The 25,904-nt window shown below is 39.8% G+C and carries 23 protein-coding genes, 2 tRNA genes and 4 pseudogenes; 19 read left to right on the plus strand and 10 right to left on the minus strand.

Annotated features, from left to right (window positions below; translation table 11 throughout):
* Nucleotides 1-139: 139 nt before the first annotated feature.
* Together VL20_RS12350 and VL20_RS12355 are read right to left on the minus strand one after the other, a co-directional pair.
* Nucleotides 140-835, minus strand: a complete 696-nt coding sequence (locus tag VL20_RS12350) for a metal ABC transporter ATP-binding protein (protein WP_052276662.1) — start codon at nucleotides 833-835, stop codon at nucleotides 140-142.
* A gap of 10 nt (nucleotides 836-845) precedes the next feature.
* Nucleotides 846-1,769 carry a metal ABC transporter solute-binding protein, Zn/Mn family gene (locus tag VL20_RS12355; protein WP_052276663.1) on the minus strand — a complete coding sequence of 308 codons (924 nt, stop codon included), beginning with the start codon at nucleotides 1,767-1,769 and terminating at the stop codon, nucleotides 846-848.
* Between the two features lie 1,739 nt (nucleotides 1,770-3,508).
* Between VL20_RS12355 and mfd the strand changes: the two are divergent.
* A pseudogene (gene mfd, locus VL20_RS12360) lies at nucleotides 3,509-6,990 on the plus strand (transcription-repair coupling factor).
* A gap of 289 nt (nucleotides 6,991-7,279) precedes the next feature.
* On the opposite strand, the gene VL20_RS12365 reads toward mfd, so the two are convergent.
* From VL20_RS12365 to VL20_RS12375, 3 genes are all read right to left on the minus strand, one after another.
* Nucleotides 7,280-7,366 (minus strand) — tRNA-Ser (locus VL20_RS12365).
* A 116-nt stretch (nucleotides 7,367-7,482) separates the two neighbouring features.
* Nucleotides 7,483-8,580 carry a glycosyltransferase family 4 protein gene (locus VL20_RS12370; RefSeq protein ID WP_052276664.1) on the minus strand — a complete coding sequence of 366 codons (1,098 nt, stop codon included), beginning with the start codon at nucleotides 8,578-8,580 and terminating at the stop codon, nucleotides 7,483-7,485.
* Nucleotides 8,580-10,409: a tetratricopeptide repeat protein gene (locus VL20_RS12375; protein ID WP_052276665.1), complete on the minus strand. Its 1,830-nt coding sequence runs from the start codon at nucleotides 10,407-10,409 to the stop codon at nucleotides 8,580-8,582. Before VL20_RS12375 ends, VL20_RS12370 begins: the two co-directional genes overlap by 1 nt.
* Nucleotides 10,410-10,814: 405 nt before the next feature.
* On the opposite strand from VL20_RS12375, the gene VL20_RS12380 reads away from it, so the two are divergent.
* Nucleotides 10,815-12,092 (plus strand): M16 family metallopeptidase, encoded by a 1,278-nt coding sequence (locus VL20_RS12380; RefSeq protein ID WP_052276666.1) that lies wholly within the window; start codon nucleotides 10,815-10,817, stop codon nucleotides 12,090-12,092.
* 3 nt (nucleotides 12,093-12,095) lie between these two features.
* Nucleotides 12,096-13,355 (plus strand): M16 family metallopeptidase, encoded by a 1,260-nt coding sequence (locus VL20_RS12385; protein WP_052276667.1) that lies wholly within the window; start codon nucleotides 12,096-12,098, stop codon nucleotides 13,353-13,355.
* 52 nt (nucleotides 13,356-13,407) lie between these two features.
* On the opposite strand, the gene VL20_RS12390 is transcribed toward VL20_RS12385, so the two are convergent.
* Nucleotides 13,408-13,479 (minus strand) — tRNA-Asn (locus VL20_RS12390).
* 147 nt (nucleotides 13,480-13,626) lie between these two features.
* On the opposite strand from VL20_RS12390, the gene VL20_RS12395 reads away from it, so the two are divergent.
* From VL20_RS12395 to VL20_RS12405, 4 genes and pseudogenes are all read left to right on the plus strand, one after another.
* The gene (locus VL20_RS12395) at nucleotides 13,627-14,100 is read left to right on the plus strand and encodes a hypothetical protein (protein ID WP_052276668.1); all 474 of its coding nucleotides are present in this window, start codon (nucleotides 13,627-13,629) and stop codon (nucleotides 14,098-14,100) included.
* 218 nt (nucleotides 14,101-14,318) lie between these two features.
* A complete protein-coding gene (locus tag VL20_RS12400) occupies nucleotides 14,319-14,678 on the plus strand; it encodes a hypothetical protein (protein WP_052276669.1) in 360 nt (119 codons plus the stop codon).
* Between the two features lie 218 nt (nucleotides 14,679-14,896).
* Nucleotides 14,897-14,971: a hypothetical protein gene (locus VL20_RS28440; RefSeq protein WP_230400944.1), complete on the plus strand. Its 75-nt coding sequence runs from the start codon at nucleotides 14,897-14,899 to the stop codon at nucleotides 14,969-14,971.
* 39 nt (nucleotides 14,972-15,010) lie between these two features.
* Nucleotides 15,011-16,038, plus strand: a pseudogene (locus tag VL20_RS12405) (adenine-specific methyltransferase EcoRI family protein).
* Here VL20_RS12405 and VL20_RS31730 read toward each other — a convergent pair.
* Nucleotides 16,000-16,155, minus strand: a complete 156-nt coding sequence (locus VL20_RS31730; RefSeq protein ID WP_167341545.1) for a hypothetical protein — start codon at nucleotides 16,153-16,155, stop codon at nucleotides 16,000-16,002. The pseudogene VL20_RS12405 and the gene VL20_RS31730 overlap by 39 nt on opposite strands.
* Before the next feature lie 160 nt (nucleotides 16,156-16,315).
* Between VL20_RS31730 and VL20_RS12410 the strand changes: the two genes are divergently transcribed.
* The 10 genes from VL20_RS12410 (at nucleotide 16,316) to VL20_RS12450 (ending at nucleotide 20,227) form a co-directional block, all read left to right on the plus strand.
* Nucleotides 16,316-16,534 (plus strand): hypothetical protein, encoded by a 219-nt coding sequence (locus tag VL20_RS12410; RefSeq protein ID WP_004159878.1) that lies wholly within the window; start codon nucleotides 16,316-16,318, stop codon nucleotides 16,532-16,534.
* On the plus strand, nucleotides 16,527-16,811 hold the full coding sequence (locus VL20_RS12415; protein WP_052276670.1) for a type II toxin-antitoxin system RelE/ParE family toxin: 285 nt from the start codon (nucleotides 16,527-16,529) through the stop codon (nucleotides 16,809-16,811). Before VL20_RS12410 ends, VL20_RS12415 begins: the two co-directional genes overlap by 8 nt.
* 117 nt (nucleotides 16,812-16,928) lie before the next feature.
* Entirely contained in the window at nucleotides 16,929-17,201 is a 273-nt protein-coding gene (locus VL20_RS12420; protein ID WP_052276671.1) for a BrnT family toxin, read from the plus strand.
* Entirely contained in the window at nucleotides 17,167-17,388 is a 222-nt protein-coding gene (locus VL20_RS12425) for a hypothetical protein (RefSeq protein WP_052276672.1), read from the plus strand. Before VL20_RS12420 ends, VL20_RS12425 begins: the two co-directional genes overlap by 35 nt.
* A 189-nt stretch (nucleotides 17,389-17,577) precedes the next feature.
* Nucleotides 17,578-17,826: a DUF4160 domain-containing protein gene (locus VL20_RS12430; RefSeq protein ID WP_002736965.1), complete on the plus strand. Its 249-nt coding sequence runs from the start codon at nucleotides 17,578-17,580 to the stop codon at nucleotides 17,824-17,826.
* A gap of 4 nt (nucleotides 17,827-17,830) precedes the next feature.
* A complete protein-coding gene (locus tag VL20_RS12435) occupies nucleotides 17,831-18,076 on the plus strand; it encodes a DUF2442 domain-containing protein (RefSeq protein ID WP_052276673.1) in 246 nt (81 codons plus the stop codon).
* 241 nt (nucleotides 18,077-18,317) lie between these two features.
* Entirely contained in the window at nucleotides 18,318-18,551 is a 234-nt protein-coding gene (locus VL20_RS12440; RefSeq protein ID WP_052276674.1) for a hypothetical protein, read from the plus strand.
* Nucleotides 18,548-18,889, plus strand: coding sequence for a type II toxin-antitoxin system PemK/MazF family toxin (locus VL20_RS12445; RefSeq protein WP_052276675.1), 342 nt, complete (start codon nucleotides 18,548-18,550; stop codon nucleotides 18,887-18,889). The genes VL20_RS12440 and VL20_RS12445 overlap by 4 nt, the downstream gene beginning before the upstream one ends.
* A gap of 195 nt (nucleotides 18,890-19,084) precedes the next feature.
* A complete protein-coding gene (locus VL20_RS28455; protein ID WP_230400944.1) occupies nucleotides 19,085-19,159 on the plus strand; it encodes a hypothetical protein in 75 nt (24 codons plus the stop codon).
* 39 nt (nucleotides 19,160-19,198) lie between these two features.
* Entirely contained in the window at nucleotides 19,199-20,227 is a 1,029-nt protein-coding gene (locus tag VL20_RS12450; RefSeq protein WP_052276676.1) for an adenine-specific methyltransferase EcoRI family protein, read from the plus strand.
* 185 nt (nucleotides 20,228-20,412) lie between these two features.
* On the opposite strand, the gene VL20_RS12455 is transcribed toward VL20_RS12450, so the two are convergent.
* On the minus strand, nucleotides 20,413-20,652 hold the full coding sequence (locus VL20_RS12455; RefSeq protein ID WP_043996080.1) for a type II toxin-antitoxin system HicA family toxin: 240 nt from the start codon (nucleotides 20,650-20,652) through the stop codon (nucleotides 20,413-20,415).
* Nucleotides 20,652-20,870, minus strand: coding sequence for a type II toxin-antitoxin system HicB family antitoxin (locus VL20_RS12460; protein ID WP_002789796.1), 219 nt, complete (start codon nucleotides 20,868-20,870; stop codon nucleotides 20,652-20,654). The genes VL20_RS12455 and VL20_RS12460 overlap by 1 nt, the downstream gene beginning before the upstream one ends.
* A 765-nt stretch (nucleotides 20,871-21,635) precedes the next feature.
* On the opposite strand from VL20_RS12460, the pseudogene VL20_RS12465 reads away from it, so the two are divergent.
* Nucleotides 21,636-22,857 (plus strand): annotated as a pseudogene (locus VL20_RS12465) (ISNCY family transposase).
* A 1,237-nt stretch (nucleotides 22,858-24,094) separates the two neighbouring features.
* Nucleotides 24,095-24,803: pseudogene (locus tag VL20_RS34070) on the plus strand (IS110 family transposase); the annotation flags it as partial.
* A gap of 4 nt (nucleotides 24,804-24,807) precedes the next feature.
* On the opposite strand, the gene VL20_RS12475 reads toward VL20_RS34070, so the two are convergent.
* Nucleotides 24,808-25,851, minus strand: coding sequence for an IS630 family transposase (locus tag VL20_RS12475; protein ID WP_052276677.1), 1,044 nt, complete (start codon nucleotides 25,849-25,851; stop codon nucleotides 24,808-24,810).
* Nucleotides 25,852-25,904: the final 53 nt, after the last annotated feature.

The following is a 25,904-nucleotide window of genomic DNA, read 5'->3' on the forward strand; positions in this document are numbered from 1 at the left end:
TAGGTTTTTATTTTCTTGACGCTTATCTAACCTAAAAAAAGAGGGTTTGCAGGCAGGCACGGATTCCCATTATATATACGAGTATATGTCAAGTGCGGGGATTTGTCAAGGGTTTTGACAGTAGAAAGGGAGAAAACTTTTAACAATACACTTGTTCTAACATAGCGGTAGTGAGAGATTTTTGGCCGTGATAATAGAGACGACGATTGAGACAACCGATCGATTTAACATAGGTAGATAGGGTTCCTAGATCATGGGAAATAATTAAAATAGTCATCCACTCATTCAATTCTTGCAACAGGGAAAAAATACTAGCACGCATTTGGGGATCGACACTGGCAGTGGGTTCATCTAAAATCAAGAGACGGGGTTCTACCGCTAAAGCGCGAGCGATATAAACCCGTTGGCGCTGTCCTCCCGAAAGTTCAGCAATCGACCTTTTTTTCAACCCTAACATTCCCACACTATCTAAAGCTTTATCTACCCTTAACTCATCTTTTTTACTATAGCCTTGCCAGAGTTTTTTGCTGCTCAATCTCCCCATTTTCACCACCTCACCCACAGTAATGGGAAATGAGCGATCGCATTCGACAAACTGCGGCACATAACCGACTAATTCCCGACCTTTTTGGACACTTTGCCCCAAAATACTGACTTCTCCCCGCCAAGGTTTAATTAATCCCAGTAAAACCTTGAGGAGGGTAGTTTTTCCCCCTCCATTCGGGCCAATAATTCCCAGAAAATCCAATTCTTCAATGGTTAAATTAATATCTTCGAGGATGGGTTCCTGTTCGTAGCCGGTCCAGAGATTACTAATGGTAATGATCGTTGACATATACAAACAATTACTGATTTAAAACTGTGGCCATTTTTTGGGAAACTTGTCGCAGGTTTTCACTCCAATTTTCAGCAAAGGCACTGATAGGGATTACCTGTCCCCCAATTTCCCTAGCAATAGTTTCGGCACTTTTCTGGCTAAATTCTGGTTGAGTAAAAATAACTTTAATATTCTCTTTTTTTGCCTGTTTGATTAGTTGACCTAACTGGGCAGCACTGGGTTCATTACCGTCGATTTCGATCGCAATCATCTCTAAACCGTAATCTTGGGCAAAATAGCCCCATTCGGGATGAAATACCATAAATTTTTTGTTTTTAATCCCTGCCAAGTTTTGCCGAATTTCTTGATCTAATGCGTCTAATTCCTGACTGAATTTTTCCAAGTTAGCCCGATAGATAGCTTCCTGAGCGGGATCGAGTTGTGCTAGGGTTTGATAAATAGTCTCTGCTTGTGCTTTGACTCGTTTTGGTGATAACCAAATATGGGGATCTAAGGTGTTTTTTCCAGCTTGATGTTTTTCTTCCTTGCTGTGATCATGATCGTGATTATGTTCTGCTGTCAAAGGGATTTTATCTACTCCTTGACTGGTATCGACGATTAACATCTGTTGGTTAACACTGTTTAAGCGATCTTTCCAAGCATCTTCTAAGGATACACCGATTTTAAAGTAGGCTTGCGATTGGGCTGTGGTTTTTAATTGTTCGGGTTTTGGTTCATAGGTGTGGGGATCTGTCCCGGGTTGAATCATGGCATTAACACTGACTCTATCACCGCCGATGCGTTTGACGAAATATTCCTGCGGTACGATACTCACTGTCACCTGTAAGGGTGTCTTTGCTTCCTTTTCCTTGACCGAGGAATCGCTACAAGCTGTTAAGCTGGCTATAGTCATTGTTAAAGCGATCGCTGTTAACTGGAATTTTTTACCCATCGGAGTTAACTGAGTCTGATTATGATTCTCATCTTATCACAGTCGCTGAGAATCGTTATCATTCTGAAAATATCTCGGTATAGATGTACTAATTTTTCTGCCTTCGATCTTTTGCTGGCAATTAAAAAATTTTTTCTTGCCAACCAACGCTTGACATGATATTATATAGATAATGGAAAATCCGTGCGCCTGCGACCCCCCTCTGGTCAGGTCAAATAAAGCCCAAAAAAATTAACCCCAAAAAGTAGTGGGTGAACTGAAAACTCACATCTGATAACTGATCACTGATAGGCTGTTGACTAAGTAGGGAGGCACAATTACTTGTAGGATGGGTTAGCGGTAGCGTAATCCCTGGGGGTGTTGGGTTTCATGCTTCAACCCAACCTACGTTCATCTTATATTTAATTCCACCCACCCACTTATCTAAATTACTCGTTAAGACTGCACCGGAGTTAGGAGCAGGGAGAGGAAGCCTGAGCATTTGTACTAAAACTCCCAAGAGGCAGTGTAAATTCAGGAGATCTGATCTCTGCCGACAATTTTCTCCCCTTGACTATCGGTTAATTTTTTTTCCAAAAAAGCTTGACAAAACCCCACGACTTGACAGATAATTTCTTACATAATGGAAAATCCGTGCGCCTGCGACCCCCTCTGGTCAAGTCAAATAAAGCCCAAAAAAATTAACCCCAAAAAGTAGTCGCTGAACTGAAAACTCACAACTGATAAGTAGGGAGGCACAATTACTTGTAGGATGGGTTAGCGGTAGCGTAATCCCTGGGGGTGTTGGGTTTCATGCTTCAACCCAACCTACGTTCATCTTGCTAAGACTGCATCGGAGTGCCAGAGTTGGGAGCAGGGAGAGGAAGCCTGAGCATTTGTACTAAAACTCCCAAGAGGCAGTGTAAATTCAGGAGATCTGATCTCTGCCGACAATTTTCTCCCCTTGACTATCGGTTAATTTTTTTTCCAAAAAAGCTTGACAAAACCCCACGACTTGACAGATAATTTCTTACATAATGGAAAATCCGTGCGCCTGCGACCCCCCTCTGGTCAAGTCAAATAAAGCCCAAAAAAATTAACCCCAAAAAGTAGTCGCTGAACTGAAAACTCACAACTGATAAGTAGGGAGGCACAATTATTTGTAGGATGGGTTAGCGGTAGCGTAATCCCTGGGGGTGTTGGGTTTCATGCTTCAACCCAACCTACGTTCATCTTGCTAAGACTGCATCGGAGTGCCAGAGTTGGGAGCAGGGAGAGGAAGCCTGAGCATTTGTACTAAAACTCCCAAGAGGCAGTGTAAATTCAGGAGATCTGATCTCTGCCGACAATTTTCTCCCCTTGACTATCGGTTAATTTTTTTTCCAAAAAAGCTTGACAAAACCCCACGACTTGACAGATAATTTCTTACATAATGGAAAATCCGTGCGCCTGCGACCCCCCTCTGGTCAAGTCAAATAAAGCCCAAAAAAATTAACCCCAAAAAGTAGTCGCTGAACTGAAAACTCACAACTGATAAGTAGGGAGGCACAATTATTTGTAGGATGGGTTAGCGGTAGCGTAATCCCTGGGGGTGTTGGGTTTCATGCTTCAACCCAACCTACGTTCATCTTGCTAAGACTGCATCGGAGTGCCAGAGTTGGGAGCAGGGAGAGGAAGCCTGAGCATTTGTACTAAAACTCCCAAGAGGCAGTGTAAATTCAGTAGAGCTTAACTAAAAACCGAGCGCCGATCACTAAAAAATGACTTTTGCCTCCGTTATTCGCAACATTGAAAAATCGCCCTTAACTGCTGAACTTATCCAAAAACTGGAGAAAAACGGCAATTTAACCCTAACCTGCCTTGCCCGCTTACCGAAAGGATTAATAAGCACAGCTTTCGCCCGTTGTCAAGGAAAAAATCTTTTAATTATCTGTGCCAATCTGGAAGAAGCGGCACGTTGGGCGGCACAATTAGAAGCGATGACGTGGAAAGGTGTTTTCTTTTATCCCACCTCGGAAGCTTGCCCCTACGAGAGATTTAATCGGGAATCCGAGATGATTTGGGGACAGATGCAGGTATTATCGGCAATCAGTCATCAAGAGGCCGGAATTGCGATCGTTACCACCGAAAAAGCCCTGCAGCCCCATTTACCCCCTAGAGAGGTTTTCGAGAAATATAGCGATAATTTTGCGGTAGGAAGGGTTATAGAAGGCAAAAACCTCGATCTAACCCTAGCTAGATTAGGATATCAAAGGGTTTCACTGGTAGAAACCGAAGGGCAATGGAGTCGTCGCGGCGATATCGTTGATATTTTCCCAGTTTCGGCAGAATTACCGGTCAGGTTAGAATTTTTCGGCGATGAATTGGAAAAATTGCGAGAATTTGACCCTGCCACCCAAAGATCCCTCGATTCTATCCCCAATCTGCTTCTTACTCCCACTAGCTTCGCGGCGATGATTGCCCCTTCTCTCCCCCCGACAGTGGCCGATTATCTGGAGGCCGAAGAGCGAGAAAAATTGGCTAATGGCATTTATCCAGAGGGAATTGAGCGATTTTTAGGCTTGGCATTCCGTCAACCTGCCTCTTTATTGGATTATCTCCCCGAAAATACCCTTATTGCCTTTGATGAACTGGAAAGCTGTCAAGCTAGAAGCGATCGCTGGATAGAATATATTGGGGAACGCTGGCAAGAGATAGAACCAGCTTTACCGCAAATTCACCGTTCTTTTGGCGAATCTTTGGAAATATCGGTTAAATTTCCCCATCTCTACCTCTCAGAAATAGACGATCACCTCTCCGAAAATAGTCTTAATCTCTCCAGTCGTCCGATTCCCACCAATCCGGGACAATTCGCCAAACTAGCGGAAATTTTACGGGGAAAAAGAGAGATTTATAGCGGTATTAAAGTAAATAAGTATGCTACATGGTTAATATCTGCCCAACCCTCCCGTACAGTCTCGTTATTACAGGAACACGACTGCCCGGCCCAATTTATCCCCAATCCCCTTGATTTTGGGGCGATCGAGCGCTTAATAATTCAAAACACCGCTACAGCCCTAAAATACTCAGGATTAGCTGAATTAGAAGGTTTTATCCTGCCCACCTATCGCATAGTCGTCGTTAGCGATCGAGAGTTCTTCGGGCAACATCTTTTAAATACTGCCGGTTACGTCCGCAAACGTCGGCAAGCAGCCTCGGTACAGGTGGATGTGAATAAACTCCGTCCCCTCGATTTTGTAGTACATAAACACCATGGCATCGGACAGTTTATCAAACTAGAAAAGCAGGAAAGCACAATTAGCGGAGTAGTGCAAGGTCGAGATTATCTAGTTATTAAATATGCCGATGGATTATTGCGGGTTCCTGCCGATTCTGTTGATAATCTCTCCCGTTATCGTCATACAGGTAATCAAGAGCCAGAATTACATAAAATCTCTGGCAAAGCGTGGGAAGCGACGAAAGCCCGCGTCAGGAAGTCAGTTAAGAAGTTAGCGGTTGATTTAATCAATATTTACGCCCAACGCGCCCAAAAATCGGGTTTTGCCTATCCGATGGATAATCCCTGGCAGCGGGAGTTAGAGGATTCTTTTCCCTACCAACCCACTGCTGATCAACTGAAAGCGATACAGGATGTGAAACGGGATTTAGAAAGCGATCGCCCGATGGATCGATTAGTCTGTGGGGATGTGGGTTTTGGTAAGACAGAAGTGGCGATTCGTGCTATTTTTAAAGCTGTCACCACGGGTCATAAACAGGTGGCTTTATTAGCACCAACAACGATTTTAACCCAACAACATTATCACACCCTGAAAGAACGTTTTGCTCCCTATCCCATTAATGTGGGTTTATTAAATCGTTTTCGCACCAATTCCGAGAAAAAAGATATCGTCCAGCGCTTGAAAACGGGGGAATTGGATATAGTAGTGGGGACGCAGTTGTTATTGAGTAAAGCGGTGGAGTTTAAAGATTTAGGGTTATTGGTAATTGATGAAGAACAGCGTTTTGGGGTCAATCAAAAGGAGAAAATTAAGGCTTTTAAAAGTAATATTGATGTGTTAACCTTGAGTGCGACACCGATTCCCCGGACTCTTTATATGTCCCTTTCTGGGGTGCGAGAAATGAGTTTAATTACCACACCTCCCCCTCTCGTCGTCCCATCCAAACCCACCTTTCTAGTTATAATTCTGATGCGATTAGAACGGCAATTCGCAATGAATTGGATCGGGGGGGACAGATTTTTTATGTAGTACCAAGAATCGAGGGAATTGAAGAAAAAGCGGCAGCAATTCAAGGGATGATTCCGGGTGCTAGAATTGCCATCGGCCACGGTCGTATGGATGAGGCTGAATTAGAGACCACCATGTTAGCTTTTAATAATGGGGAAGCGGATATCTTAGTCTGTACGACTATTGTGGAGTCGGGGTTAGATATTCCCAGAGTTAACACGATTATCATTGAAGATGCCCAAAAATTCGGTTTAGCGCAACTCTATCAACTGCGGGGACGGGTGGGGCGATCGGGAGTACAAGCGCACGCTTGGTTACTTTATCCGGCCAAGGCAGAACTAACAGAAACCGCTCGGGAAAGATTAAAGGCAATTCAAGAATTTACCCAGTTAGGATCGGGGTATCAATTAGCGACTAGGGATCTGGAAATTCGCGGTGCGGGTAACTTATTAGGTGCGGAACAATCGGGACAAATGGAAGCGATCGGTTTTGATCTATATATGGAAATGTTACAGGAAGCTTTGCGGGAAATTCAAGGTCAAGAAATTCCTCAAGTGGAGGATACCCAAATCGATCTGAAATTAACGGCATTTATTCCTAACGATTATATATCCGATCCAGAGCAGAAAATGGATGTCTATCGGGCGATCGCTACTGCCAATTCTCAGAAAAATTTAGGACAAATTGCTGCGGATTTAGTGGATAGATACGGAGCGATTCCTTCACCGGTGGCACAATTATTTAAGGTAATCGAGTTAAAACATCTGGCTAAGTCCCTCGGTTTTTCGCGAATTAAACCCGACGGAAAACAGCATATTATCCTCGAAACTCCCATGGAAGAGCCAGCGTGGAAATTATTACAAGAACACCTACCCCAACATATACAATCACGCTTTGTTTATGGTCCCAAACAGGTGACAGTTAGGGGTTTAGGAGCGGTAAAACCACCACAGCAGTTAGATAGTTTATTGGAGTGGTTAGCTAAGTGTAAAGATGGTTTACCGACGAGGAATTAGACTAAATCCTGTTTAAAAAGTATAGGAGACTGGGAATTATGAATTATCAATTATCAATTATGAAGTGGGGAGCAGGGGAGAAGATAATCACTAAAAGTAATCTCCTGTCTCAACCGGGAAATTACTTTTGCAAGACTACCTAAGTAGCTGGTTATAATTAAATTAAAAATGGATTTTGCCTTTAATCCCCCTTGATAAGGTAGGGTTGATTCATGAATCAACCCTACCCTTGATAACGGGGATATCTGATAATTTTTAACGCCTACCTACTCATAAGGTGCTTTGGGTACGGAGAGAGAGGGATTCGAACCCTCGTTAAAGTTACCCCTAAACAGCATTTCCAGTGCTGCGCCTTCAACCGCTCGGCCATCTCTCCAATTGAGGTCACGATCATCAATCCTACAGCAAATGCTGCCGATCTGTCAAATTATTTTTCTTTTTCCGACGATGACCGATCAGGTTAAACTTCATCTTGAAGGGAAACGCTGTCAGTTAAGCACACCCTAGATATTGATTTAAGATTGCGGCCGTAGCTAGACCGGTTTTTTGCCAACTAAACTCATCGGCCCGTTTTTTGCCTAGATGACTTAATTTTGACTGTAATTGTCGATCTTGAGCGATAATTTTTAGGGCATCGGCTATGCACTCGACTCGATAGGGATCGATTAAAATTGCCGCTGTTGCCGTGACTTCGGGCAAAGATGACAAATTTGAGGTAATGACGGGTGTACCGCAGGCCATAGCCTCTAAAACGGGCAATCCGAAGCCTTCCCAGAGACTGGGGAAGACTAAAGCAGTGGCTTGACTGATAACTTTGGGTAGGTGATCGTAGGGGATATAGTCGAGAAATTTAATGCGATCGCTGACTGCTAATTCCCGCGCTTGTTGTTGTAAATTGGGGGTATAACGGCGATCAAAGCTGCCGGCAATCCAAAGACGATAATCGCTTAAATCTGGAGGCAGTTGGGCAAAAGCGGCGATTAAACGCGGTAAATTTTTATAGGGATTGGGACGACCGAGATAGAGAAAATAGGGATGCTCTGGCTTATCATCTTGAATAGGGCGAAAGTGATGATGATCGTAGGCTAGGGGAATAGAAGTAATTTTATCGGCGGGAATTTGATAATATTCAGTGATATCTTTGGCCGTTGCCTGAGAGTTGCAGATAATATGTTTTGCCTGTTGTAATACCTGCGGCACATAATAACGGAAATAGTGAGTTAAGGGGGAAGTAAAACTGGGAAACCGCAGGGGAATTAAATCGTGGACCATGACGACAAAGCGACAGGGAGAATTTATCGGCGCTTCTGGAAGGGGAGAAAAGAGTAAATTGGCCTTTAATTGTCGGTAAATTGACGATAACCGAAACTGAGTCCAGAGTAAGCGTTTTAAATGACCTTTCGCTCCTCGATCGGGGGCGAGACCTTTGGGGATAGAATAACAGTTAAAGTCGGGATAACTATTAGCTGTTAGTAGGGTTGGTTCTAAATTTTTCAGGTAGGGTAAGAGGTTAAGAATGTAGGTACTGATTCCCGTGGGTTGGGGAAAAAGTACCGAGAGATTAATTAATAATTTAGGCTGTGTATTCACTAATTACCCTGTTGATATTTGCTGAGAATTTCTGAGATATATTGGTAGCCTTCCAGTCCAATTGATTTAATCAGGGAGGAACGTTCCAGACTGAAAGTCTGTTCAAAAGCTGCGATATTTTTGCCGCGAATAACCGTTAATAGACTAGCAGCTTGTCGCCATTCTACTGCACCGATTTCGTGTAGCCAATACATTCCTAGAGAACCCATATAAATTGCCTGTTCAAAATTCTTGTCTTGATAGTAAGCTTCCCCTAAATAAGTTAGTAATAAACCTTGCAGATATACATCTCCGTAGTATTTGGCCGATTCCAATCCTTGCAGGAGAATATTAATCGCTTCTTGGGGTCTTTCGAGGATAATATATGCTAGACCTAAACTGCTACAACAAAGGGATTTACTCTGCCAATCTTGGAGACTTTCCGCTAACTTTAATCCCTGCTGTAAATACTCGATCGAACTTTGATAAATTTCGGGATCGTATCTCTCTAACTGTTGCGCTTCCTGTACCTGACTATAACCCAAATTAGCTAAAGCGTTAGCCTGTCCTAAACTATTACCCTGTTGACGACTTAAAATTAAAGCTCTCTGACTTAAATTAATCGCTTCTGCATAGTTTTTCTGGATAGCATTGAGACGGGATAAATGGTTTAAATTAGCTATTTCACAAGCATAATCCTGTTGTTGACGGGCAATTTCTAAAGCTTGTTGATGACATTCTCTGGCCTGTCGATAGTCGCCGCGAATGCGATTAGAATAGGCAATTAAAGTTAAAATTCTCGCCTTTTCTCCCGTGCCTTCCACATAACGCAGAGGAATTGATAAATAGTCTAACGCATCCTTGAGATAACTGCCAGAAAAGGAGGCAAAAATTCCTCCGTATAAAGGAAAATAATCCCGTTGAGCAAAGGTTCTCAGAATTTGTAAAGCCATCTGAAAACAGCCCCGACTATAGAGAGAATTTTTACTAACTTGCTCGAAACTATTGGTTAACAGCGACCAAATTAAAGCAAAGGTGAGAAAGGTAGAAATGGATAATTTAGCTCCCAGTTTTTCGCTATAGATACGCTGATCAAAAAAGTTAATTAGTCCCCTTTGGATATATTGAAAAACAATAGCATTTTCTACCCAATCGGTTAAAGTTAAATCCTGAGTAAGAGAATCAAAAGCTTGTTGATTAGCTAAACTTTCTAAGACTCGTTTTAACCAAGAGGGATTAACTTTACTTGCCCAAATTTGCCAGGGTGTCACTCGCTCATTATCATTAGTAAAGCCAAGATGGCGATTTTGTTCGTAGAGCCAACTGGTGAGATAACTCGATAAATTTGACCAAGTATTTAACCCCAGATTAATCCCCGTGGCAATTTGCCATAAATCCGCTTCTCCCCGCTGCTGAGAAACTGTCTGTAAATGCTTGGCTAACTGTTGTAATTGTTCTAGGGTTAAAGCATTATTTTGATTGGGATCGATTAAATTTACTAACGTCAGTAAACGATCCTCTCGATCGATTTTCATAAGATTATCGATCGCCGCTGCAGTGAGAGAATTTTGCTGATTGGTTTTTTGATATTTTTCCCATTCACTTTCGATCGTTTCCAGGGCCCGCAAAACCCTAGTCGCTTTAATTTTTGTTTCTAACTGTGAGCGAGTAACGATGATTTGTTCGGTTAAACAACGCTCAAAAATTTCTCCTGTGCCATTTTTTACTCCCTCGGACAAAAGGTTATAAACCTGTGATTTAGCCCTAATTTTTCCTTCCAAAGTTAGATTGACAATGCGCTCAATTAGTGCATTATAAGTTTCGTTGAAGTTATCTCTATTTTCTGTCATAGGAGGTTTTTCAGTTATCAGTAAACAGTAAACAGTAATCAGTGAACCGAAAACTCATACTAAATCCTGTTTAAAAAGTATAGGGGAGTGGGGTGTGGGGAGAAACAATTCATAACTTGAGAGTCAATCACACTATTAAAAACGGATTTGGTATCACACTAAATCCGGTTATTAAAGACTGATTATTTATTCTCCCTTTTGCATGAGTGCCTTTTGCCTGTCTTGATATGTAGCCTATACTCAACGGATTTAGTATCACATCTGATAAATGATCACTGATCACCGATAAGGCTGATATTTGGGAGAATTGTCTAGAAATCATGACAAAAGTTTTTTAATGGTTGAGCAGGCAAGAGATAAGATAACATATGTATAGAATTTAACAAAAAATCTGGTTAACGGACATTGATCAAGTCGATAGCGCAGTGTCAAACAAGTTCTTTTCCCGCTCAGGTATGGCAATTAGATCACGGCTTAACCGTAATTCATCAGTATTTACCCGTGACTCCTGTGGTGGTGGTGGATGTGTGGGTGAAAGCAGGTGCGATCGCTGAACCCGACCCATGGTTAGGTATGGCCCATTTTCTCGAACACATGATCTTTAAGGGGACAAAAAAACTTCCCCCCGGACTCTTTGACTATTTAATCGAAAATTGTGGCGGAATGACCAACGCTGCCACCAGTCACGATTACGCGCACTTCTATCTCACCACCAGTGTGGATCAAATTGAACATACCCTACCCCATCTGGCCGAAATTCTCCTCCATGCTGAGATTGACGATGAGGAATTCTATCGGGAAAAAGATGTAGTCTTAGAAGAATTGCGGGCCTGTTATGATGATCCCGATTGGATTGCCTACCAAACCCTCTGCGGAAGTATCTATCAAAACCATCCCTACGGACGCTCTATTTTAGGCGATCAACCCCGTTTAGAGCAATTAACCCCCAATCAAATGCGCTGTTTCCATCGCACCTATTATCAACCAGAAAATATGTGTGTGGCGATTATCGGGGGAATTGAACCCCAACCAGCTTTAGAAATTATCCGGCAATCTTTTCGGGAATTTCCCGTCCCCTCAGAATCTCCTGCGAATCTAGTGGCTGCCGAACCCCCCCTGATCGAAATTCGTCGTTCCCAAGTATATTTACCCCACCTAGAACATTCTCGTCTCTTGATGGGATGGACTGGACCGGGATGCGATCGCCTAGAAGATGCCTTTGGATTAGACTTGCTTTCGGTAATTCTTGCTGGGGGACGCTGTTCGCGGTTAGTGCGACAGCTGCGGGAAGAAGCGCAAATCGTCCTCGATATTAACAGTAATTTTTCCCTGCAACGAGATTCCAGTCTCTTTACCATCGGCGCTTGGCTATCTAGCTCACAAATCGGGGCAATTGAAGCTATTATCTGTGAACATATCCAACATCTGCACGATCATCCCGTCACCCCCGCAGAATTACACCGCACTCAACAGTTATTAGCTAACGATTATATTTTCTCCACAGAAACCCCGGGCCAATTAGCCGGACTTTATGGATATTATCAAACCCTGAGAGCTGCCGACCTAGCAACGATCTATCCCCAAGTTATCCAAAGTTTGCAACCATCAGATCTACAACGTCTGGCTCGTCAGTATCTCTCCCCGGAGCGATATGCTATTACAATAATGCAACCCTGTGAATAAACGATGTCCGCTTCCCCCATTCACCGCTTAACCTTAGAAAATGGCATCACCCTTTTAGTGGTGGAAAATACGGCCGTGGAGTTGGTTGCAGGGAGGATTTTTCTTAAAAATGCGGGTACTCGTTGGGAAAAAACCGAAAAGGCAGGTTTATTTCGTCTTTTAGCTGTGCTGCTCACCAAAGGTACAGAAAAGTTATCTTCCCTAGAAATTGCTGATCGGGTTGAGTCCACGGGGGCCGGTTTAAGTGCGGACACGGGGACCGATTATTTTGTGGTTAGTTTAAAGACCGTTACCAAGGATTTTCTAGATATATTGCGTCTAGCGGCGGAAATTATTCGTTTTCCCAGTTTTCCACCCCCAGAAATCGAATTAGAGAAAAATCTCACCCGTCAAAGTATTCGCTCTCAATTGGAACAGCCTTTTAATGTAGCTTTTAATCAATTACGCGCCGCTATGTACCCAGATCATCCCTATGGTATGTCTTTATTGGGTACGGAGGCAACGGTTTCGCAATTGCAACGGGATGACCTGCTGGCCTATCATAGTCGCTTTTTCCGTCCGGATAACCTGGTGATTAGTCTTTCTGGCCGTATTACCCTAGAGCAAGCAGTAAAAGCAGTGACGGAAATTTTTGGCAGTTGGTCAATTCCCGATCTTCCTTTATCTAGTTTACCTCCGGCCGCTTTTGATTTTCAGCCCACCTGTTTAACTACCGTCCAAGCTAGTCAACAGGCGATCGTTATGTTAGGATACCCCGGCTCCTCTGTACAAGAGGATGATTATCCCGTTTTAAAATTATTGAGTACCTATCTGGGGAATGGGTTATCTAGTCGTTTATTCGTGGAATTGCGAGAAAAACGGGGATTAGCCTACGATGTTTCTGCTTTTTATCCCACCCGTCTCGATTCTTCCCAATTTGTCATTTATATGGGAACTGCACCCCAAAACACAGCGATCGCAGTGTCGGGATTGCGTCAGGAAGCAGAAAGGTTATATAAAGTAACTTTGAGTGAGGAGGAGTTACAGTCAGCTAAAAATAAGTTATTGGGTCAATATGCTCTCGGTAAACAAACTAACGCCGAAATCGCTCAATTATACGGTTGGTACGAAAGCTTAGGTTTGGGGATTGAATTCGATCGCACTTTCCTGGATTCTATTAATCAGATTACTGCCGAACAAGCGCGATCGGTAGCCAGCAAATATTTTCAAAATCCCTACATTTCTCTCGTCGGTCCAGAAAATGCGATCAACGAAATTCTCTAGCAAGAGCAAAAAGCGGCAATAAGAAACTATTGCCGCCTCTATTTTCGCTTAACTCCCCGGGTGGGATTCGAACCTACGACCAATCGGTTAACAGCCGACCGCTCTACCACTGAGCTACCGAGGAAGGCTACTCACAATTAATAATTATAATCATAAGTCCCTCAATAATGCAAGTGCTTTCTGGATTTTTTCTCAAAAAATTTTCCGGTGCTGGTAGCGGTGGGCGGAGAATCCACTATTGTGGAGATAAGGACACCATTAAGTCTAGTCTATGCTTGCCCATCACCGCCGTCCCGTTTCCTTCTGTCTGCTCTCGACAGATCTACCCATCCTCTCCTCTTTAGACACTTCCGCTACCCTCTACCAAAAGGATCGCCACCGGTTTCATCTTCTCCTCAATCAACCCCCGGTGGCTCTCGCAGAAATAGAGACACTTAAACCCGAAAATAATCAAAATAAGTTAATTTGGCTGGAAATTTCGGCCAACCGTGTAATTATGACCATGCAGGGCCAGGGAAAATTCGCCTATCGTCATTTTTGGGAGCAAGGGGTTTTTGGTGTCAGTCGCTACTGGTTAAATGCCGAAAGTCCTCAACCGGGTTACGCTTTTCGCGTCCGCAACTATACCCGTAGTCTGAAATTAGAGGGGAATAATTTTCCCGAATATTTGCGTCTAGAGTACGAATTATGGTCAGATAACCTGATTTTAGGTCATTATGTCCTTCATTTGCAGGTACACCAATAAATAGGGTTGGCTGCATAGAGCTAAAAACCTTGTGGGATAAAATTTTTAGGCTTTTTTGTCCTCAAAAAGTGCCAGCCGGTGGCAAAATTTAGGCACTTTTTCCCCGAAAATTAGGTAATTGTCGGGTGGATTCAAGAAATTAGTCCTACACTAAACTAAGAGCCGTATAAATAGACCGTTAGACAGAAATCGATAAATACACTATTGTCGTATCAATTATGAAATCATTTCTCATCACAGTAGCTGGCATTGTCCTTAGTTTTGTTGCATCTTTATATGGTACTACTTGGCTTGCTATCTTTTCGACTGTGATTGCTTTGATAGGTGCATACGCCCAATATAAGGATGCTTCACCATATGAGTTTGTTTTCAATGACAGATCATGGGAAGAGGGAGAAGGAAATTTCAATCTGGTGATTCATAGGAAGAAGCATAAAAAGGTCAATCCAACAGTTACAGTCTATAAGCTTCAAGATCAAAGCTACGAGTTAATTATATGTGACATCAAGGCAGATAAAAACGACGCAATTATTATATGTTCGGTTTTTCGTTTCAATGGCAAAGTAGTTATAATATAAATGATGTTATAATCACACATACTCCAGTTGGCCGTAGGGTGCGTTCCCTAATGCAAGTCCTGCTACTCCAGCGATTGCTTTTGGGGAACGCACCATGCACATTGATGGAAACTGTGAAGTTAGAAGCATGAAACCCAACCCCCGATCATGTTACGTTACCGCTAACCCATCCTACAAATAATTGTGCCTCCCTACTTATCAAAAAAATGTTTGATATTATGCTTGAAATTTCTAAAACCTCTCTTCAAGTATTAGGCAGTGAAATATTTAATCAGATAACCAAAAGTAAATAACTAAAAACAAAACATTTATTAAATCAAAAAAGGTTTAACATGGTAAGAAATGCGACAAATAAATTATTGCAAAATGCTAAAAAACTAAAAAGTGACGAGTTTTATACACAACTTTCAGATATAGAAAGCGAGTTGCAACATTATAAAAGTCATTTTGAAAATAAAGTAGTTTATTGCAATTGCGATGACCCCCGAATTAGTAACTTTTTTAAGTATTTTGCTGCAAACTTCAAAAAGTTAGGCCTAAAAAAAATAATAACATCTTGTTATCGAGAACAAGTGAGAGATTTATTTAATACAGAAGAAGATGAAAAGGGTTTTTTCTTTGAATATACAGGTACAGAGAGAGAAAAAAATAAACCTATTTCCACTGACATTGTTTACTTTAATGGGAATGGAGATTTTCGTAGTCCTGAAAGTATTGAACTATTAAACAAGTCTGATGTTGTTGTTACTAATCCCCCATTTTCATTATTCAGAGAATATGTAGCTCAATTAGTTAAATACGACAAAAAGTTTTTGATCATTGGCAATATTAATGCAATAACCTATAAAGAAATTTTCAAACTAATTAAAGAAAACAAAGCCTGGTTAGGAATAAATCTTGGTAGAGGTATTTCTGGTTTCATTGTTCCCGAACAATATGAACTTTATGGAACAGAGGCTCGTATTGACAATTCTGGAAATAGGATAGTTTCTCCAAATAATTGTTTATGGTTAACAAACTTAGACACATCAAAGCGGCAGGAAGATATAGCTCTCACAAAAAGATATTTTGGCAATGAAGCTGAATATCCCAAATATGACAATTATGATGGAATTAATGTCAATAAAACCCAAGACATTCCCTTAGACTTCAAGGGGTTATGGGTGTACCAATAACATTTTTACATAAATTTAATCCCGACCAATTTGAAATAATTAAATTCAGGAAAGGGAATGATGATAAAGATTTATCAGTAAATGGGAAATGTCCTTATTTTAGAATACTAATCAAGAATAAACGAATACAAACAGAATATATTGATTTAACTGACAAAGAAAAACAATGTATAACTCAGTCCTAGGGTGCGTTCCCTAATGCAAGTCCTGCTGCTCCAGCGATCGCTTTTGGGGAACGCACCATGCACATTGATGGCAGTGCGATCGCCGTTATCCTCTTGATTAAACTTTAAAACTGCCATTGCTTGGGATAGGAACGCCAAGAGCGATCGCTTTTTGGGAATGAAGAGGGGCGATCTCTCTTTGTGAGTTGGAAAGTTGTCATCGATCCGCGATCGCGGATGTCATTATTGCCCAAGCAGAGTAAAATAAAAGTCTGTATTGAAAAAAGGGAAAGTAACAATGCCGCCAACAATGCAATTTAGTCAAATCTTAGAAATGATTGACTATCTCTCTTTTGATGAACAAGATGACTTGATCAATATTGTTAAACATCGGCAAATCGAAAAAAGACGAGAACAAATTGCTCAAAGTATTTCTCAAGCTCGACAAGACTATCAAAATGGTAATGTTTTTCGAGGAGATGTTGATTCCATCATTGCCGAACTAAACAATGATTAACTTGGTTTTTAGCCAATCATTTAAACGCGCTTTCAAAACAAGGATTAAACGACAACCTGACTTAAAATCAAAAATAGAAGCCAAATTGAGACTACTCGCTGACGATCCCTATAATCCAATATTACGCACCCATAAACTAAAGGGGAAATTGTCAGGTGCTTGGGCTTTTTCTGTCGAATATGATTGTCGAATTATTTTCAATTTTGAATCAAACCCTGAAACCCAAGAAGAAGAGATCAACCTAATTGATATTGGAACTCACGATGAGGTTTATTGAATATGATTTTTTATTATGTTAGCAAGGTTTCGGAGTTGGTGATCGCTTTTTGATGATGGGAAAGGGCGATCATGTATAATCCAAAATATTATGAACTAGATACAAAATCTCGATAAAATGGAGATAGAATGGGACAATAATAAAGCTGCTGCCAACTTGCTCAAGCATAAAATTGATTTTGAAGATGCAAAAAACATTTTTCTAGATCCCAACTGTTTGGAAAGAGAAGATAAACGTGATTATAATGAAACTAGAATTCAAGTAATCGGTATAGTTAATCAAGTAGTTTTATTGGTCGTCTATACCAAAAGAAACGGCAGATACCGCATTATTTCAGCAAGGAGAGCCAATAAAAATGAACGACGACAATATTACCAGACTCAGACTTGATCCCGAAAATGTTAGTCATGGTAAGACAGATTGGGAAAAAGTTGAAGCAATGACTGAGGAAGAAATTGACAAAGCAGCCGAAGCAGATTCGGACTGTCTCCCCCTATCTCAACAAGAATTAAATGAGTTTCACCGTACATCAATCACAGATGCCGATCTTGTAGTGCGATCGCTGTCATCTTGTTGATTAAACTTTAAAATTGTCATTGCTTGGGATAGGAACGCCAAGTGCGATCGCTTTTTGCGGATGAGGAGTGCGATGCCGAAGGCACTGCGTAGCAGATCGCTGATCTTGTCGTTTAGGTCGAGGTAACAAAACCCAACAAGCTTTGTTATAATATTTTTGTCATAAAGCAAGACTTATAAAAATAGATTTATGCCAGAAATTACTCGATTTTATGGAATTATCATTAAAATCTTTTTTGCCGATCATCCACCTCCCCATTTTCATGCGATTTATGGAGAATATAACGCCCTATTTAATCTGGAAACCTTAGAAATAATTGAAGGAGACTTACCTAATAGAGCCACAAAAATGGTTGTAGAATGGGCAACAATCTATCAATCAGAATTATTGAAAATGTGGAACACTCAAGAATTTAATAAATTACCACCTTTGAAATAAAACAATGCTTTACCCCAAAATAACATCAGCCGAAATCATTGAAAATTATACTCTATTGGTGCATTTTTCTAATCATCAAGCTAGAAAATATAACTGTGAAAATCTACTAGAAAAAACGATGTTTTCTTCCCTTAAAAACTATACTTTCTTTAAAAACTTTCAACTTGATCCATCAGGTAGCGGAATCGTTTGGAATGATGAAGTTGATATAAGCGAGTATGAAATTTGGATCAATGGAATTGAACTATGATTGCCGATCTTGTAGTGCGATCGCTGTCATCTTCTTGATTAAACTTTGAAATTGTCATTGCTCGGGATAGGAACGCCAAGGGCGATCGCTTTTTGGGGATAAGGAGAGCGATGCCGAAGGCACTGCGTAGCAGATCGCTGATCTTGTAGAAACCCAACATTACTTTTTCCCAGATTACCACCCAATATCTGAGTTATAATTAATACCATCCATTCTACACCTTAATCAAATAATTTAAATTATGTCTGCTACAATTCGTGAAGAACTTCACCAACAGATTGACCGATTACCTGATGACATTGTTGAAAAAATTGCCAACTTTACCCGATTAATTTCCCCTGAGCCAAACGACATTCCAGAATATAGTAATTGGCAAGATGAAGACTGGCAAAAATTTTCATTAGAGCAATTTTTCCAAGAAGGAGATGAAATAGAATATTCCCTAGCAGATGCTCAAGAAATTTATCAACCATGAAACCAGGTGATATTATTCTAATTCGTTTCCCTCAAGCAGACTTGAAATCAGGAAAACTGCGTCCAGCTTTAATTATTGCTATTTCACCAAGTCGCCATCGTGATTTATTACTTGCTTTAATTTCTTCTCGTCTCCATCAAGCTACTCTAGGATTTGATGAAATTATTAATACCTCAGATTCTGACTATATTACTACTGGACTTAAAGTGGCTTCTTTAATTTGGCTAGGACAATTAACAAGTGTCGAATCATCTGTAATCAATGCACGTTTAGGAACTATCTCACCAGAAAGACTAATACATATTAAAAATCTTTTAGTCAATTGGCTAAGAAAATAAAATTAGTGCTGTAGGGTGCGTTCCCTAATGCAAGTCCTGCTACTCCAGCGATCGATTTTGGGGAACGCACCATGCACATTGATGGAAACTGTGAAGTTAGAAGCATGAAAACCAACCCCCGATCATGTTACGTTACCGATAACCCATCCTACAAATAATTGTGCCTCCCTACTTATCAAAAAAATGTTTGATATTATGCTTGAAATTTCTAAAACCTCTCTTCAAGTATTAGGCAGTGAAATATTTAATCAGATAACCAAAAGTAAATAACTAAAAACAAAATATCTATTAAATTTAAAAAGGTTGAACATGGTAATAAATGCAACAAATAAATCATTACAAAATGCTAAAAAATTAAAAAGTGACGAGTTTTATACACAACTTTCAGATATAGAAAGCGAGTTGCAACATTATAAAAGTCATTTTGAAAATAAAGTAGTTTATTGCAATTGCGATGACCCCCGAATTAGTAACTTTTTAAAGTATTTTGCCGCAAACTTCAAAAAATTAGGTCTAAAAAAAATCCTAACATCTTGTTATCGAGAACAAGTGAGAGATTTATTTAATACAGAAGAAGATGAAAAGGGTTTTTTCTTTGAATATACAGGTACAGAGAGAGAAAAAAATAAACCTAGTTCAACTGACATTGTTTACTTTAATGGCGATGGGTATTTTCGTAGTCATGAAAGTATTGAACTATTAAAAAAGTCCGATATTGTTGTTACTAATCCCCCATTTTCATTATTCAGAGAATATGTAGATCAATTAGTTAAATACGATAAAAAGTTTTTGATAATTGGCAATATTAATGCAATAACCTATAAAGAAATTTTCAAACTAATTAAAGAAAACAAAGCCTGGTTAGGAATAAATCTTGGTAGAGGTATTTCTGGTTTCATTGTTCCCGAACACTATCAACTTTATGGAACAGAGGCTCGTATTGACAATTCTGGAAATAGAATAGTTTCTCCAAATAATTGTTTATGGTTAACAAACTTAGACACATCAAAACGACACCAAGATATGGCTCTCACAAAAAGATATTTTGGCAATGAAGCTGAATATCCAAAATATGACAATTATGATGGAATTAATGTCAATAAAACCCAAGACATTCCCTTAGACTTTAAGGGGGTTATGGGTGTACCAATAACATTTTTACATAAATTCAATCCCGACCAATTTGAAATAATTAAATTCAGGAAAGGAAATGATGATAAAGATTTATCAGTAAATGGGAAATGTCCTTATTTTAGAATACTAATCAAGAATAAACGAATACAGACTGAATACATTGATTTAACTGACAAAGAAAAACAATGTATAACTCAGTCCTAGGGTGCGTTCCCTAAAAGACTCTTCTGGTTTCTGTGTGTAAACGAGGTCTATACTGATAGTTTCTTCTGCGGCTCGACTGAGCTTCGCCGAACGTCAAAATAGTCCTAAAAGTCTTGCCCAATAAGCACTTCACGATTCCATAAGCAAAAATTATCACACAAAGTCGAGAAGAGCCAGATTTTGCTTTAAATCTCTTCATAGGAAGCAATAAAATCATCTCGTGAGATACCCGCTTGAGTGCAAATACTCCTTAGTGTAGAGCTTTTAATTTGCTTGTGATTGGGTAGCGTTAAAGGTGTTGTTGTTCCATCTGAATTTTTTCTAATCATAGAAATATGCTCTTTTTCTCTAACAATTGAAAAACCAAATTTTTCAAGAACTTTAATCACTTTAGCTTTAGGGGCATCAACGGGAAATTTTGCCATTAAACCATTGCCTCTACAACAAAGGCTTCTAATAAAGATGAGTCAGCTTCGAGAACTGATTCTCCAAAGGTTTCAACATGAAAAGCGATCGCTGATCGCACGTCATTAAGAGCATCTTCATAGGTATTACCTTCACCGACTACTACCCCTTGAATTCCCAATGGATAGGCGATATAGCCATCATCATGTTTTTCCACAATAATTTTGATGGATTTCATAAATTTTTGACACTTTACAGAGATATTCTGATCCTATCTCATTTCTACAGGACTTTGCTCAGGACAGGGGAGATCGCCATTCCTGAAAGCTTGACTCTCTCAAATTGACATCCTCGCCGCCCTAAAAGTGCGGCGATTCCTAAACCTCACGATTTAAGTTTCTGCTTCCACCACCGTCGCATACCACAGTTAAAAAACCATGTACTGTCTTACACAGAGTCCACAGACTTTCGCCCCATTTCAGAAGCCCGATTCCTTGTGTCCCACGGTACGTTGACCGCCTATAGCTTCTTGTACTTGTTGCGCGCGACTTTTTACCCGGCCAAGCTTTTCTGGTCGGAACCCCCTAAGCCGAGTTTTCAAGGTGCTGCGCCGTCCACTTGGTTTTCGAGACTGGCCTTTTAATTCTAACGTAAAGCCAACCTAGAACGGCGGGGTTTCAGACCCAAAATTTCCGATGATCGCAGTTTTAAACAGCAATTCTCATTTTAAAAAGTAACAAGTGATACAGACAGAAACAAAGCTTTAAGCAAGCTACAAAATGCGCTCCCGCGAGTGCGACTGCATCGCAGAGAAGTGAGTATATAGAGTATTTATACTCAAAATATTTGAAAGATGGGAGAAATCTAGAACAAAAGTTCTCTACATCAGAAAGAGAACCAAATAAAAATTGATGATTGTTGTCTGTTGAGGTAAAATTATTAAGTTGGAAATATTAATTAATCAAACTGTTCTGCGATGACGAAAAAGGCTGTGACTTGAGAAATTCCTGAATTAAGACAATTTTTAGTTCAAGAATTACATGACTTACCCGATGACAGAAAACCAGGAAACAATACCAAATATCAGGTAGAAGATGCAGTTAAGGCGGCTTTTTCGGTTTTTTTTACTCAGTCACCTTCTTTTTTAGAGCATCAACGTTTGATGAAAAGTAGTAAGGGGAAAGATAATGCTTCAAGTTTATTTGGTATCAAAAAAATACCTGGTGATAATCAAATCAGAAACCTGTTATATCCTATCCCAGCTGCCACAATATTTGGCTCTTTTCAACAAGTCTATCAAGGGTTAAAAAAACAGGGAGTTATTAAAAAATTTTTCTACTTAGATGAGGAAATTTTAATAGCTTTAGATGGTACGGAATATTTTTCTTCAAAGAAAATTAGTTGTCCCCATTGTAATTGCCGCAATCCTCGTAATGGAACGACAACTTATTTTCATGGTTGCGTCACGCCAATTGTGGTTTCTCCTGAGCAAAAACAAGTGATTAATTTAGAACCAGAATTTCTTAAAAAACAAGATGGGCAGCAAAAACAAGATTGTGAAAATGCGGCTGTTAAAAGATGGTTAGATAAGAATCATCAAAAGAAGTATGGTTATCCTGTAACCCTGTTAGGAGATGACTTATACTCTCGCCAACCTATCTGTGAGTTAGCTCTAAAACAAGGTTATAATTTTATTTTTGTTTGTCTTGAAACTTCTCATAAAACCTTATATGAATGGCGAGAATTTTTAGAAAAAAGTGGAGAAGTTAAAACCGTAGAAAAGAAACAATGGGATGGACGAAAGAATCTGATTTATCGTTATCGTTATGTTTCTAGAGTTCCTCTGAGAGAGGTCGAGTCAAGTCTCGAAGTTAATTGGTGTGAAGTCACGGTCATTAATGAAAAAACACAGAAAATTATCTATCAAAATAATTGGATTACCAATCATCAAATTACTGAAAATAATGTTGAAAAAATTGTCAAAGCTGGACGCAGCAGATGGAAAGTTGAGAATGAAGGAAATAACGTTCTTAAAAATCACGGTTATAATTTAGAACATAATTTTGGTCATGGTCAAAGTCATTTATGCGAGTTCTTGTTGTCTTTAAATTTACTAGCTTTTTTATTTCATACCGTTTGAGATTTAGTTAATCATACTTATCAAAAGATTCGTGAGTTATTAGTTACTCGCACCAGTTTTTTTAATGATATTCGTACTTTATTAAAATATTTTTGGTTGAAGAATTGGTCAGAGTTTTTCTTGTTTATTCTTACCGAATATGTCCCGCTCAAAAAAATAAATTCTCGTTAAAAATGTCAATTTTTCGAGAGAAGGAAAGATTATTTTATTCATTGAAAAAACCACAAATTAGGTCAGAATTTCAGCTAAATTTATGAGTTGAGATAAGTTTTTTATGGGCAGATATTTTAAAACTGTCTCTTGAAGCTAATTATGATGATTATCTTGAAAAAAAATGATAATTAGACAGAAGTTCTCTTGTTCACATAGAGAACTTTATCTTCTTTTGTTTTCAAAATGAGAATTGCTGACTACTAATAAATAATGGCTCTTCTGGTTTCTGTGTGGAAACGAGGTCTATACTGATAGTTTATTCCGCCAAATAGCACTAAAAGTCTTGCCTGATAAGCATTTCACGATTCCATAAGCAAAAATTATCACACAAAGTCGAGAAGAGCCAAATAATTAACTGAAAGTCCCTCCCATTAAGTAGTCATGCAAAATTAATTACCTGCCCGATCGAGCTAAAACCCTTACGGGGCAATGATCGTCATGTGTAAATAATTTTGCCTAGGTACTTATTGTTTCTATCGTTTGTTTTCGGATTTATGCAAGAGGTCTAAGGATCCTTAAGATGCGCTTACCCTGAAGTAGCTATAAGCTCACAGCCATTTTTTAAGTAGGGAGGCAAAATTATTTGTAGGATGGGTTAGCGGTAGCGTAACATAATCGGGCGTTGGGTTTCATGCTTCAACCCAACCTTGTATATTGGGAGATGTGGTAGACCGTCCCAACCTTGGTCGGAAAAGACCGCTTCGTAGCAAGGGTCACCACCATAATCTCCCTGACAAAACTCGAACAGTCGCCGGGGTCGTCGCAAAAACAATCAATTGTTAAGCTAACAGACCGGATTGGGCAAGGATGAGTAAAATCAAGGGGATGCTCTCAAAAATAACCATCAATTCGGCAAATTTAGGTAAGTCCAATCATGGAAAATATCTCTCAATGGGTAGGCATTGACATTAGTAAAGCGGGGAGCATCTCACCTTTGCAATGAGCATAAATACTTAGTAGAAAAATAGGCTTTTCGAGGGTAATTCTTGTTTTAATTCTCCATGTACGCGGTCTTTAAAAGCCTCTATTTCGTTCCAAGACACGATTAAGAGTGGCTTTTAGGCTAAGTATAATTACTCATCGCGTAAGTGAGATGCTCCCAGTAAAGCAGTAAAGCGACCCTAGATGTTTATCTTCGCCCCCTCGGTAAAGCGATGAAAGTTGCTAATAAGTACCTAGGCAAAATTATTTACACATGACGATCATTGCCCCGTAAGGGTTTTAGCTCGATCGGGCAGGTAATTAATTTTGCATGACTACTTACAGAGGAGGACATATCTAAACTGGTCGAGACCCTAAAATCTTACACGCTCAACCTCATCGTTCTGGAAGCGACAGGAGGTTGAGAAACTGAACTGGTGATTCAATTACAAGCAGCGGTTTTACCGGTTGCCTTAATTAATCCCCGTCAAGGAAGAGACTTTGCCAAAGCTACTGGTAAGTTAGCCAAAACCGATGCCATTGACGCTCAAATCTTAGCTCATTTTGGCGAAGAAATGCAACCGCAAATATTAGCGGTTGAGTCGGAAGAATCTCGTCAATTGGGCGACTTAATTAGTCGTCGCCGGCAACTTGTCGAGATGCGGACTGCCGAAAAAAACCGACGGGAACGCGCTCGCGGTAAAGCTTTGGCCGATATCGAAGCCCATCTTGAGTATCTCGATAACTGCCTTCTAAAAACTCAATCAAGAAATTGAGGAATTGACCCAAGCTAACCAACAATGGCTCGAGAAAGTTAATTTACTCAAAACCGTGCCGGGGATTGGTCAAGTAATTTCTACTACTCTCGTCTCCGACTTACCAGAACTCGGTCAATTATACTTTAGACGTTCATAATCTGAGATTTATTAAACTTCTGAAATCGTAGAGTCAGCAAGGAATCCAGTTCTTTTTTATGTTTCAGATGGGCATCATTCAGACATTCATAAATAGCTGAAGAAAAGTCAGAAAAGTTCTCATAATATTTACCATATAAACATTTCTTTTTGACCAATTTCCACAGCCTTTCAATTAAATTTAGATTAGGTGAATAAGACGGCAGATAGAGCAGCTCTATTGACAAAGAAAGAGCCAATTCTTCAACAATTTTACATTTTTGATAGCGGGCATTATCTAAGACGAGAGTGATGGGAATTATTAGTCCTAAAGCAGCTATTTTTGACCGGAGTTCACAGACTTGAGTTGCCGTAATATAAGTGTCATATGTTACCAGAATAACTTCATGAGTTATTGCATTTAATGCTCCTAAAACATTGAAGCGTTTACGCCCGCTCGGTGACTTAACAAAAAGTCTCTCAAAACACCAAACAAAACCGAGAAATGCTCCCATGACGAAGTGAGCGGCATCAACAAAAAAAACAGCCCTTTTTCCTTCTTTTGCCTCATTTAGTCTGGGTTCTAGCTTTTTTTCTTTGTAGTCCTCTTGTTCATCTGGGTCAGCTTTAGAAGGAAGAGAACCTACTTTTAAACATTTCATTCCCATTGATTTTAAAAATTTTCTCACTTGGGTAGGAATTCGTTTTATTCCCGTCAATTCTTCTATCCTATATACAGCTTCATTTATTGTGGCTGGTGGATTTTTCTCGAAGTATTTTTTGAGGGTTTCTTTTTGAAACTCTAATTCACTTTTAGGGCGATAGAAGTTGATTTCTTTTAATTTTTCTATTCCGCCTTCTTGATAATCGCGAAGATAGGTTAATAAGGTATTTGGCGAGATTCCTGCTAACTGACAAATTTTTTGGTGCGGTATCTTTTGGCTTTTTAACCAGAGAACTTCCATCTTCAGTTGAACCCGGGGATGGGGATGATGAAATCTTTCATAATACAGTGAGTTCTTTTCTTCTTCCGTGAATTCTAGGTTAATCATGTTTTTAATGAGTGCTTTGCTTCTAATTATGACTCTTAAACTATATTATTGTC

It is taken from the genome of Microcystis panniformis FACHB-1757, from assembly GCF_001264245.1.
Taxonomy (GTDB): domain Bacteria; phylum Cyanobacteriota; class Cyanobacteriia; order Cyanobacteriales; family Microcystaceae; genus Microcystis; species Microcystis panniformis.

What these genes read in the sequence shown, in the direction of transcription:
- VL20_RS12350 (WP_052276662.1), bottom strand. Translation starts at nt 835, where the DNA reads ATGTCAACGATCATTACCATTAGTAATCTCTGGACCGGCTACGAACAG.
- VL20_RS12355 (WP_052276663.1), bottom strand. Translation starts at nt 1,769, where the DNA reads ATGGGTAAAAAATTCCAGTTAACAGCGATCGCTTTAACAATGACTATA.
- VL20_RS12375 (WP_052276665.1), bottom strand. Translation starts at nt 10,409, where the DNA reads ATGACAGAAAATAGAGATAACTTCAACGAAACTTATAATGCACTAATT.
- VL20_RS12385 (WP_052276667.1), top strand. Translation starts at nt 12,096, where the DNA reads ATGTCCGCTTCCCCCATTCACCGCTTAACCTTAGAAAATGGCATCACC.
- VL20_RS12395 (WP_052276668.1), top strand. Translation starts at nt 13,627, where the DNA reads ATGCTTGCCCATCACCGCCGTCCCGTTTCCTTCTGTCTGCTCTCGACA.
- VL20_RS12400 (WP_052276669.1), top strand. Translation starts at nt 14,319, where the DNA reads ATGAAATCATTTCTCATCACAGTAGCTGGCATTGTCCTTAGTTTTGTT.
- VL20_RS31730 (WP_167341545.1), bottom strand. Translation starts at nt 16,155, where the DNA reads ATGGCAGTTTTAAAGTTTAATCAAGAGGATAACGGCGATCGCACTGCC.
- VL20_RS12410 (WP_004159878.1), top strand. Translation starts at nt 16,316, where the DNA reads ATGCCGCCAACAATGCAATTTAGTCAAATCTTAGAAATGATTGACTAT.
- VL20_RS12415 (WP_052276670.1), top strand. Translation starts at nt 16,527, where the DNA reads ATGATTAACTTGGTTTTTAGCCAATCATTTAAACGCGCTTTCAAAACA.
- VL20_RS12420 (WP_052276671.1), top strand. Translation starts at nt 16,929, where the DNA reads ATGGAGATAGAATGGGACAATAATAAAGCTGCTGCCAACTTGCTCAAG.
- VL20_RS12425 (WP_052276672.1), top strand. Translation starts at nt 17,167, where the DNA reads ATGAACGACGACAATATTACCAGACTCAGACTTGATCCCGAAAATGTT.
- VL20_RS12430 (WP_002736965.1), top strand. Translation starts at nt 17,578, where the DNA reads ATGCCAGAAATTACTCGATTTTATGGAATTATCATTAAAATCTTTTTT.
- VL20_RS12435 (WP_052276673.1), top strand. Translation starts at nt 17,831, where the DNA reads ATGCTTTACCCCAAAATAACATCAGCCGAAATCATTGAAAATTATACT.
- VL20_RS12440 (WP_052276674.1), top strand. Translation starts at nt 18,318, where the DNA reads ATGTCTGCTACAATTCGTGAAGAACTTCACCAACAGATTGACCGATTA.
- VL20_RS12445 (WP_052276675.1), top strand. Translation starts at nt 18,548, where the DNA reads ATGAAACCAGGTGATATTATTCTAATTCGTTTCCCTCAAGCAGACTTG.
- VL20_RS12450 (WP_052276676.1), top strand. Translation starts at nt 19,199, where the DNA reads ATGGTAATAAATGCAACAAATAAATCATTACAAAATGCTAAAAAATTA.
- VL20_RS12455 (WP_043996080.1), bottom strand. Translation starts at nt 20,652, where the DNA reads ATGGCAAAATTTCCCGTTGATGCCCCTAAAGCTAAAGTGATTAAAGTT.
- VL20_RS12460 (WP_002789796.1), bottom strand. Translation starts at nt 20,870, where the DNA reads ATGAAATCCATCAAAATTATTGTGGAAAAACATGATGATGGCTATATC.
- VL20_RS12475 (WP_052276677.1), bottom strand. Translation starts at nt 25,851, where the DNA reads ATGATTAACCTAGAATTCACGGAAGAAGAAAAGAACTCACTGTATTAT.